Source organism: Candidatus Nanogingivalaceae bacterium (assembly GCA_015257795.3).
Lineage (GTDB): Bacteria > Patescibacteriota > Saccharimonadia > Saccharimonadales > Saccharimonadaceae > Nanogingivalis.
Genome location: CP072208.2, coordinates 354,205 through 364,762 on the forward strand (window position 1 = coordinate 354,205; position 10,558 = coordinate 364,762).

At 36.1% G+C, this 10,558-nt stretch carries 9 protein-coding genes; all 9 read right to left on the reverse strand.

Annotated features, from left to right (window positions below):
• Positions 1-46 precede the first annotated feature (46 nt).
• Positions 47-694 carry a hypothetical protein gene (locus HXK94_001885; GenBank protein ID QTI96004.1) on the reverse strand — a complete coding sequence of 216 codons (648 nt, stop codon included), beginning with the start codon at positions 692-694 and terminating at the stop codon, positions 47-49.
• Between the two features lie 118 nt (positions 695-812).
• Positions 813-1,211: a hypothetical protein gene (locus HXK94_001890; GenBank protein QTI96005.1), complete on the reverse strand. Its 399-nt coding sequence runs from the start codon at positions 1,209-1,211 to the stop codon at positions 813-815.
• An 80-nt stretch (positions 1,212-1,291) separates the two neighbouring features.
• A complete protein-coding gene (locus HXK94_001895; GenBank protein ID QTI96006.1) occupies positions 1,292-2,302 on the reverse strand; it encodes an aminoacyltransferase in 1,011 nt (336 codons plus the stop codon).
• A 137-nt stretch (positions 2,303-2,439) separates the two neighbouring features.
• On the reverse strand, positions 2,440-5,112 hold the full coding sequence (locus HXK94_001900) for a DEAD/DEAH box helicase family protein (protein ID QTI96007.2): 2,673 nt from the start codon (positions 5,110-5,112) through the stop codon (positions 2,440-2,442).
• Positions 5,078-6,811 (reverse strand): site-specific DNA-methyltransferase, encoded by a 1,734-nt coding sequence (locus HXK94_001905; protein ID QTI96008.1) that lies wholly within the window; start codon positions 6,809-6,811, stop codon positions 5,078-5,080. The genes HXK94_001900 and HXK94_001905 overlap by 35 nt, the downstream gene beginning before the upstream one ends.
• Before the next feature lie 195 nt (positions 6,812-7,006).
• Positions 7,007-9,097, reverse strand: a complete 2,091-nt coding sequence (gene fusA / locus HXK94_001910; protein QTI96009.1) for an elongation factor G — start codon at positions 9,095-9,097, stop codon at positions 7,007-7,009.
• 165 nt (positions 9,098-9,262) lie between these two features.
• Positions 9,263-9,460, reverse strand: coding sequence for a hypothetical protein (locus tag HXK94_001915; GenBank protein QTI96010.1), 198 nt, complete (start codon positions 9,458-9,460; stop codon positions 9,263-9,265).
• Between the two features lie 81 nt (positions 9,461-9,541).
• Positions 9,542-9,958, reverse strand: coding sequence for a ribonuclease HI (locus tag HXK94_001920; protein QTI96011.1), 417 nt, complete (start codon positions 9,956-9,958; stop codon positions 9,542-9,544).
• Complete coding sequence (locus HXK94_001925) at positions 9,958-10,518, reverse strand: DUF3592 domain-containing protein (protein QTI96012.1); 561 nt, start codon at positions 10,516-10,518, stop codon at positions 9,958-9,960. Before HXK94_001925 ends, HXK94_001920 begins: the two co-directional genes overlap by 1 nt.
• Between the last annotated feature and the right edge of the window lie 40 nt (positions 10,519-10,558).

The window sequence follows — 10,558 nt, forward strand, 5'->3', positions numbered from 1 at the left end:
AAAACATAGGCGTAAAGAAAAACCGCCCAATCTGAGCGGTTAAATTTTATGCGAAGGCAATCCGTGTCGCATTCTTTTTAGCGCGCGCAATGTCGCGATTTCTTTTATATGCTTGGTCGTGTCGATTATTAATTCGACGACCGTACTTCCTGTCTTTATGGTTAGTTTTTTGAACCTTTCGCATCTGACGATGATCATCATTTTCAGCGATAGATAAGGCCTTAATTACTTTTTGAAGTTCTGGAATTAGCTCCTTATCTACATGATTTAGCTTTTTTCGAATTGTTTCCAGATATTTCAATTCCTTATAAATTTCTTCACGTTGACCAGATGAAAGATTCGCTAAATAATTTTCAGTTTCGAAAATTTGATCAATCAATTCACATCGGCGTCTTAGCGCATCAGCTAGTTGATATTCATAAGATTCCAACTCTTCTTTTATAGAACAACTTTCAATTTCTTGAAGGGCTTTTTTTAGCCCTTTTCGTGTTTTGCCTTTCGAAAAATCCCGAGAAATTTTTGATCCTCGCAAAGATCTAGCTCTTTTATGAACTTTTAAAACTTCTTGCCAGCTCCCTGCTTCATCCAGTAAAGCATCAACTTCATCAAATAATGATTCGAAAGCTCCATCTTCAGGACTAATAATTAAAACACGAACGCCGCCTTTTCTTTGTAAAACTTCTGTTGCTGTCATAACGAGCAACCTCCTTGAATATTTTTAGTCAAAGTTCTAACCTAAGACAAATCATATTTTAACACATAATCGTATTTTAGTCAATAGAAAATCGCCCTTTCTGAGCGATTTTTAAATTTTAAGTACTATTCCAGTCATCTTCACTAAAAATTCGAGAACTAAGCAACCGCTTATTTTCTTCCCTCTCTCGTCTTAATTCGCGAATCTCATTCTTGGCTTCTTTGTATCTTTTCGAAGCTCTTTTCGAACGACGCTTGCGATAATCAAGTTTATCAACGAACCGTTGATATTCATTATCATCAATTTCACCTTTTTGAAACTGCTTTTCAGCTTTCGAAAGATTGCTTTTAGCCTCGTCGTAATCATTCCATCGATCAAGAACATCATTCAAAGCTTCACTTCGATTAGAATAAGCTGAATCCATCAATTCACTAAGCTCAATATTTTTTTCTGAAAGATTCACAACACGATGATAATCTCGTTCAATATCTTTCATTCTTAAAAGTCTTCCAGCCATAATTTTTAGACCTGCCTTTAAATTTACTAAGGAAAATCCTCGTGATTCCTATTTTACAACCAAAACGGCTAAAAGTCAAATTATCGCCGCAAAATTTTACTCAAAATTGTGCGGAATAAATATCTTTTGCGATATTCACCAGCATACTCAACCGCTACACCACGAAAACCAGCTTTAAAACGCAACAAGCTCGCCTTTGGTTCTGCCGTGATACCATAAAAATTATATTTCGAAGCTCCTGCACGAATCGCCTCTTTAATCATATAATCTTGCAAAAATGTTGAAGCTGGAATTTTGCGATATTCTTGAAGACTTCCACCTTCAAAATAGACAACTTCATTTTTCGAAAAGATAAACACGCCAGCAGAAATTAATTTTCCTTCAAATTCTACACCCATAAAATGCGCTTGCTCGCCAAAACAAGTTTTTAAATTGTGGTAATATTCTTCATCCCGCGTGCCAACACCATTTTTTTGATTTGAGCTTTTTAAAATCGCCACAAAATCGGCAAATTCGCTCTCTTTAACTTTGCGAACATTCACACCTTTTTTCATTGCTGCGCGCAAATTTCGGCGGGTAGTTTGGTTATAAGTTGAAGCCACGCCATCTTCACTTAATTCTGTTAGATCTTTCAAATAAACATGCATGTTTACATCCATATCAAACTCGTGCTTAAAGCCAGAATGATATTTAAAACCAGCTTTTAATAGTGGCTCGCTTAGCCATTTTAAGTTAGTGCTTTCGATAATTTCAAGCTTGTCATTACGAAGCGCACGCACCACTTTTGGTAAAATACGATAAGAAATCGCTCCACGTTCACGTGCAAATTCTTCACTCTTCACCAAAAAATCCACAAAATCTGCTTGCGAAACGCCATTTTGCTCAACCATCACCAAATCGAAACGCTTATTTTTGCTAGAAATCAACCCAGCAACTTCAATTCTTTCATCATTTTTTAACGCCACAAAATAGCATTCTGCGCCACGCTTCTTGCGCATTTCGGCAAATTCTACACTTTGCAACCAGTCAATGTTTTTATCTTGGCAATAGTTTTGGTATTCTTCTTTTAAAATCTCTACAAGGCTTTTCATATATCCTCTATTTTAACACAAAAAAACCAATTTTAAAACCAGCCCGATAGCTCTTTTTGCTACTGGAAGCTGGTTTTAAACTTCAATAAGTTATTTTTCAATTTTGATATTGATCGCCTAAATATCCTAAAAAGTTATTATAAATCCCGTAATATAGTTTTAATTTTATCTCTACTAATCTTATTATTAAAGAAAGGCAGCCCAACAATACGATAATTGTCATTATCAATCAGCATTTTAGCATCAGACCGTTTTGTAATCTCATTCAAGAAGCGTTGCTTCCAACCTTCTTTTCCTTTGTCGAATCCACCTTCACTATCAAAGGACCCATCACCTTTTGGCTCAATAAAGATCTGCCATGAAGTGTTTTCGCTCCTTTTATCATTAGCAAATAGTAAGAAATCTGGTTCAAAAGCTTTTCCATCCTCAAAATTATATATCCGGACAGCTTTTTCGTTTCTTAGCAGATAAATATCTGACCATTTTTCTTCCAGTTCATTTATTAGAGGTTTTAATGTTGTAACTAGTAACTTCTCTTCATCGGTTCCAAAATTATCATCATAAGCATACCATTCAAGAGCATCTATGTTCGCATAATATTGCGTGTCATTGGGGTTCTTTTGAGAATGACCAAATTCCTTATTATTATGTTTATTAATTGTATATCTACGAATAATATCATCTTCAAAAATTTCCCGAATTGAATAAGCCTCAAAGGTATCTGACCCAAAGTAACGCTGCTCCATAGGCAGTAAAGAGTTTTCCATCTCCCGAAGAAGCTTTTCTGCAATAACCAACTTTTCATCTTGGTTTAGCATATCTTTATTTTTTGCACACCCCTTATACTGTACTTCAACATTTGATAGCTTATCTATAAATCCAGAGACGCTAGAAATACCAACTATTGCCTTACGAATCTTATCAAACGTAAAGTTTTTATTCCTATTCATAGCATGTCGAACAATATGCATGTCAATTACCTTGCCAAATTTAAAGAAAAATTCATTAGGATTATTAATCGGAGTACTGTCATTATCATCCCCAAAAGCGTCTATCTCGAAAATACTATTAGAAGGAAATGATACTTCAATACTATCTGGCACAAATGTTGTATCAAATAAACTACCTTGTCTGCTTTTAACTACTTCTTCATACGAAAGACGTTTGTTCATCCACACAACACCGTCAGTATAAGTACGGGTTCTCTTGAACGATTCTTTTAGTTTTAACTCTCGTTCAACCATATTTTGATCGTCATAAATTCCGGATTCACGTAAAACTTGCTTCATCTCATAAATATATCTAGGGTTATTGGCTGAATGGTAATGTAATTGTTCAATAACACGAAGTTCGTTATTTTCGTTTTCGTCAAATTTACGAGTATATTTCTCTTCAACTTTTCCATCAATCACAAAAGGATAATAACGTGCCCCACGCCCGATTAATTGTTTTTCAGCATTTGTAGTTTTGCCAGCTTGAAATCCTGTTTCAGTTGTTTTTCCATCACGCTTATCATACAAACGAACAATATCAAACAAGTTTAGTACATCCCAGCCTTCATTTAACATATCTACTGCAAAGATTGCACGAATTTCGTTTGAAGGTAACTCCAACGTGTTTAGTGTTACAAGGTGATTACTATTCTTATTCTTTCCATCAATCAATAGCAAACGCTCTTCACGAAAGTCTTCTTGTAATTCAGAAATTAGGTCAAACAAACTGAGCTCAGACGCTTCAAAAAAGTCCAACGCTTTTTGCAGCACATTGACTTTTGTGTCTGTATTAATCTGAATCATTTCTTTTTGCTCTAAAATCATTTCAGGGGTCAACTCTGATAACATTTCTTGGAACAATTCCATGTTCCCTTTATTATCCGCAATTTTCTCAGATTTAAACATGACTAGTGGTTTTAAATTCACGCCATTCTTTAATGCAATTTTTTTACGATATTGACTGATAAGAATTGCATTCAACATGCGAACCTTTAAATTACCATCAACTAAATGGAACAAAACATCTTTTGAGTACTTATCAAGACGGAATTCCTTCAAATCGTATTTAAAAATTAAAGAGTCTTTGTATTTTTCTGCAATATCTTTATTGGAAAGATCAATGGTAGCCGTAAACTCAAAAATACTTGAACGTGCCGCTCTTTTTTGAATGTTCTCAATTGTAGAAGTCCAGCTTGTGTTATCATCTTTTTCGCCTTTACTTAATCCAGCGTTTAGATGGTGAGCTTCGTCTGCTAATAAAACAACTGATAAACCTTCAAATTGTTCATATGACAAGCGGTTCTCACGCGGTGTATTTAAATCTAAATGTAACTTTTGAATTGTTGTAAACACAATATTAATAGCATCTGATTGTGCATCCGAGAAATCAGTCACTTCACGCACATTCACCACTTGGTTATCAATCACAATTTTGTCTGCAAATAAATATTTTTCATTACCAGAATCTACAAAATTACTTCTCGTTTTTGTAAGAATATTGTCATTATTAACAAAGAAGATAAAATTACGTTCACCTTGCTTATACTTTTCAAGAATGATTGCAGCCATTAACAAGGTTTTACCTGAACCTGTTGCCATATTAAACAAGATTTGTTCTCGAGAAGACGCTTCACAAGAATAATGATATAAATAACGGTTCACTGCTTCTTCTTGATATGGGCGAAGAGAATATTTTAAATTACCTACTATATAGTCTGGTATCTTTTTTCGGAATTTTTGTTTTTCTATTTTGTCCAAAGTATTATAAAATTCATACAAGAAGTTATAATCCATTCTGCTCACCTCTATAAAACTCATAATTTAATTTCTTGTCAGCATCCGAAACTCTATTGCTAACATCGTCTATATCAGAGTAATTTACATACAAATTATTATTATCAACAATCTCGGATAGGATTTGTTTTTGTTCAGCTAATGAAAGCTTTTCAAATTCATTCGCTTTCAGCTTTTTAGGGTCAATACGATAAGATAAGAAGGAAGATTTTTTAGCAAGCTCAAACAATTTCAGTAATTCTTCTGGATTTGTCGCATCAAGAATGGCTTGTTTGAAATCTTGGGCGTCGTTCTTGAGCTCGGCGTAAACAAAACTTCCCCCACCAGACCAATTGGTATCTTTTGAGATGCCGCTCTGCTCTCCAATAATAACTTTCTTCAAGCGCTCAACAGAAATTGTTTCAATATAATCCATTTGTTCAATACCAATGTATTGGCGATTCATTTTATGCGCAACAGCGGCGGTTGTGCCTGAGCCGAGATGAAAATCAAGAACGATGTCGTTTTCGTCAGTATGTGCTTCAATAATACGTTGTAGTAGTTTTTCAGATTTTTGACCTTTCAGATCATCGCCACCGAGCAGTTTGGATACACTTTCGCCTGCGAAACTCACAATCGCAATACTATTTAAATCATCGTATTCGTTCGCATTCCACACATCTTCTAACGGATAACGTTCAGGGCGATTGGCAAAATTCAAATCATTCAAGATTTGCGTTTTTACAGTTGCCGAAATACCATATTTTTCAAAGGTTTCTTTGGTTTTTTTATCATCTTTAATGAGTGGTTTAAATTGCGTATTTGGAATGTAATGCTTATTAAAATTCAATTGAGTAGCATTTTTTGAATAGAATAAAATAGTGTCATGATTACGTACGTAATTATTCACACTTGTTTTATAGCCAGACACCCAACCAATTCGCCAAATAATTTCACGCTGAAAATTTGCCTTGCCAAAAATTTCGTCCATTAACACTTTACAGTAATGTACTTCGTTGTAGTCTAAATTAACGTAAATTGCGCCATCGTCGGCTAATAATTCTCGAGCAATTTCAAGTCGATTCTTCATAAATGTCAACCAGGTTGAATGATTGAAACTATCATTATACTTAAATCCATCATTTCCCGTATTATAAGGCGGATCAATATAAATCAACTTAACCTTGCCAGCAAAGCGTTTCTTGAGACTATGCAGAGCAATAAGATTATTCCCTTTAATAATAAGATTATCAGTATCTTTTACCTCTTCCACGTTATGTTCGCCAGTTTCGTCATAGCGTTTGAAGTTGGTCAAGACCTTATCATCCAGTAAACGATTAATTTCCGTTGGAGCAAACGTTTCGTTAAAGAAAATCTCTTGACGTTTAGCATCGTCCTTAGTCTGTCCACCCTCAAGGACACAGTCTTTGTACGGAAAATTTAAAACAACTTCTTGATTTTCTGACAGGTACTTATCGCCTGTCGCTAAACCGATTTTAGTCTTGTAGGCGGTAAAGCTATCAGGGAGAAACTCCTTATTGTTCAAAAACTGCAAAAAGACATCTTTCTTAAAGACGAGGGAGCCAGTTTCGAGTGTTGAAAAGAAATGATTAGAGATTTGCTCATCACTCATTAAAATATTTAGGAGTTCAGGATTATACTGTCGTGCCAGCTCTGCTAATTTATTCTTATTTAATACTCCGTCTACTAAAAAATCAGGATTTTTAACTAGGAGATTTTGCAATTCTTTCTTCATATTAAGAGGTTCCTTTTTTACTTATTTTCTTTAAAGGGTTAATCGTGGGCTTCTCTATATGTAGAGAAGACCCCTATAGCTTGATTTTATTAAAATCTATGTCTCTATTTTACCAAATTTATCTGTTTTTCGCAAAACAAAAACCACCTCCCGAAAGAGGTAGTTTTCAAGTTTTCGAAATTATTATTTAGCGTTTCGCTTTTCGATAATTTCTTGCGCAACGTTAGGTGGAACTTCTTCGTATTGCGCAAGCTCCATTGTTGAGGCTGCACGACCTTTACTCATTGAGCGTAAGTCTGAAGTGTAACCAAACATATTTGCAAGAGGCACGAAACCTCGAATAAGTTTTGTTCCGCCCATCAAATCATCCATTGAGTCGATTCGACCACGGCGTGAGTTCAAGTCTCCAATTACATCACCCATGAATTCTTCAGGAGTTGTAACTTCAACTTTCATCACAGGTTCAAGAAGAACAGGATTTGCCTTCTTAATACCTTCACGAGTTGAAAGCGCACCAGCCAATTTAAAGGCCAATTCACTTGAGTCGACATCGTGGTAAGAACCATCGTAAAGTGTAGCTTTAACGTCAACTACTGGGTAACCAGCAATCACACCGCCTTCAAGCGTTTCAAGCACACCTTGCTCAACTGGTTTGCGGTATTCTTGTGGCACAACACCACCTTTAATTTCATCAAAGAATTCAAAGCCTTTTCCTGGTTCATTTGGTTCAAAGCGAATCCAAACATCACCATATTGACCACGACCACCAGACTGTTTTGCGTGCTTACCTTGAGCTTCAGCAGTTCCACGAATAGTTTCACGGAAGGCAACTTGTGGCTCACCAATGTTAGCTTCAACATTAAATTCACGTTTCATTCGGTCGATCAAGATGTCAAGGTGAAGCTCACCCATTCCCGACATAATTGTTTGACCAGTTTCTTCGTCTGTGTGAACTCGGAAAGTTGGGTCTTCTTCAGCAAGTCGTTGAAGAGCGATTCCCATTTTTTCTTGGTCGGCTTTAGTTTTTGGCTCAACTGCAATCGAAACTGGTGGTTCAGCAAATTCGATACCTTCAAGAATTACACCATGGTTCAAATCACAAAGAGTTGCACCAGTTGTAACATCTTTCAAACCAACAACAGCGGCGATGTCACCAGCAGTAACTTCTGAAATTTCTTCACGCTTATCGGCGTGCATTCGAACGATTCGTCCGATTCGTTCTTTTTTACCAGTCATTGTGTTAAGAACATATGAACCAGCAGTAATTTTACCACTATAAACACGTACGAATACAAGTTTTCCAACAAATGGGTCAGTTGCAATCTTAAATGCAAGTGCAGAAGTTGGTTCATTTACAGATGGTTTTCGCTCAATAGGCTCACCAGTTTTAGCATCGGTTCCCTTAATTGAAGCAATATCAAGTGGACTTGGAAGGTAATCATTAATAAGATCAAGAACCTTTTCCACGATCACACCACGACCATCACCACCGGTTACCAAGAAGAAATCACCAGCAAGAACTCGTTTTCGAAGAGCGGCTTTAAGTTCAGGAATCGTAATTGATTCTTCACCTTCTTCAAAGAATCGCATCATCAATTCATCATCAGCTTCAACTGCATTTTCAACAAGCAATGAACGTGCATTTTTAGCTTTTTCAAGCATGTCAGCTGGAATTTCGCCAACTTTCAATTGGTGATCGGCATAATTATCGTAAGTGTAAGCTTTCATGTCGATAAGGTCAACAACACCGTTGATATCTTGCTCGAAACCAATTGGCAAGTGAATTGGGAAAGCTTGTTTGCTTAGGCGATCATGGATTGATTTGATTGATTTGTAGAAATCACCACCAGTTTGGTTAATTTTGTTAATGAAACAAACGCGTGGCACGCCGTATTTGTCAGCTTGTCGCCAAACAGTTTCAGACTGAGCTTCCACACCCATTTTACCATCAAAAACAGTAACTGCACCGTCAAGCACGCGAAGTGAACGTTCCACTTCGGCAGTAAAGTCGATGTGTCCTGGGGTGTCGATAATGTTAATTTTGTGATCTTTCCAGAAACATGTCACAGCGGCAGAAGTAATTGTAATACCTCGCTCTTTTTCCTGCGCCATCCAGTCAGTTGTTGCACCATCACCTTCACCACGAACAACACCGATTTTATGTGTCAAACCAGTTCGGTAAAGAATACCTTCTGTTGTTGTAGTTTTACCGGCATCAATGTGCGCAATAATACCAACATTTCGGAAATTTTCCAATGGAGTATTTTTATTCATTTGATTCCTCTTAAATTTATTATTTTATTGCTGTTTCACGCTAGTTTTGTTGTTTTTTCGAAACCAGCACAAAAACAGCGCTTCGCTATTAATTTTATCATATTTTTAAAAAACTGTAAAGTATAAATAGCCAAAAGAAAAAGCCAGTTCCTCTGGCTTAAAAAACTATCTTCGAGCGTGTTCGGGTACCTTTTCATTATATCTTTTAATGGCAATTATTAGAGTAAGAATAACAATTCCAAAAATAAACACGCCAAAGTTCCAATGCGTCAAAATTGTTAAAAATAACGACACACCATAGGCTGCGATAAAGTACAAGGAAACCAACAAAGACCCTTTAGCCTCGTTCAATGCTTTTTTCATAAGGATAATTTCCTCCAATTTTTTATTTTCCACCCAAAGCGGAATTTCTATTTTATCACAGCCTATAGCAAAAGTCAAGAGCTAAATCGTTTCGCCGTTTCTTGCCCGATTTGCCCATTCATCAGCCATTTCGTTAAACTCATGACCAGCATGCCCTTTTAGCCATTTTAGCTCTACGTTCGAATTTTTATAAAGCTCATAAAGAGGCTTTACGATATCGAGATTTTTAATTTCACCAGTTTTCTTTTTCCAGCCGTTTCGCTCCCAAGTTGGCGCCCACTTTGTTAAAACATTAATCCAGAATTCACTATCTGTTTGAATTTCTGCCTTTTCCCCATTTAAAATTTCGAAAGCCTTTTTTAGAGCCAAACCTTCCATTCGAATATTCGTGCTAGGGTTTTCAGATCCAAGTGCGATTGGCGCGCCGTTTTCAATCACAGCAAAACCGCCAGGGCCAGGATTTGGCGAAGCACTACCATCAGTAAAAATAATCCGCACTATTGTCGTCTTCCGTTATCTTGTTGAACAAAGTTTTGAACAAAAGGTGTTTGGTTTATATTTTGATTTATACTATTCTGTAGTTGATTTTGGTAGGCTTTTGCTTTTTTCATTTTCCTGAAAGAAATAATTGCTAAAATTAGTCCAACAACACCAAGAACCAACAAAACCACAGGGATAATAAGATTCACAATTGGATAGTCGCCAACAACTGCTGCACCAGGATTTTTTTCATCATAAAAAACTTTAACTTTTTCACCAATCGTAGGCTCTTCATTTTGTGGATCCGCCTTTGCTTCTATTATTTCATCATTTTGGATTGAAAAATAAACAATTGGTATAATTTTATATTCGCTTGAGTTTTGACTAACTAGTTCTTTCTCAAGACCAGAGATGTCACCTTCAGTTTGTTTCCAGGTTACTCTTTTCATAAAATTATCAAACGGTTTCATACCAAAACATACACCCGAAGTAATTAAACAAATTGCCAAAATTGTAAAAATAATTCCTCGATTTCGATAAGCTTTTGCGCCAACTCTTATTGTTTGATTTGAATTCATCTTTTCTCCTATTTGATTTATGCTATAAGTATACCATTTT

Coding starts and splice junctions, on each gene's coding strand:
- HXK94_001885 (QTI96004.1), bottom strand. CDS start 694: ATGACAGCAACAGAAGTTTTACAAAGAAAAGGCGGCGTTCGTGTTTTA.
- HXK94_001890 (QTI96005.1), bottom strand. CDS start 1,211: ATGGCTGGAAGACTTTTAAGAATGAAAGATATTGAACGAGATTATCAT.
- HXK94_001895 (QTI96006.1), bottom strand. CDS start 2,302: ATGAAAAGCCTTGTAGAGATTTTAAAAGAAGAATACCAAAACTATTGC.
- HXK94_001900 (QTI96007.2), bottom strand. CDS start 5,112: ATGAGTTTTATAGAGGTGAGCAGAATGGATTATAACTTCTTGTATGAA.
- fusA (QTI96009.1), bottom strand. CDS start 9,097: ATGAATAAAAATACTCCATTGGAAAATTTCCGAAATGTTGGTATTATT.
- HXK94_001915 (QTI96010.1), bottom strand. CDS start 9,460: ATGAAAAAAGCATTGAACGAGGCTAAAGGGTCTTTGTTGGTTTCCTTG.
- HXK94_001925 (QTI96012.1), bottom strand. CDS start 10,518: ATGAATTCAAATCAAACAATAAGAGTTGGCGCAAAAGCTTATCGAAAT.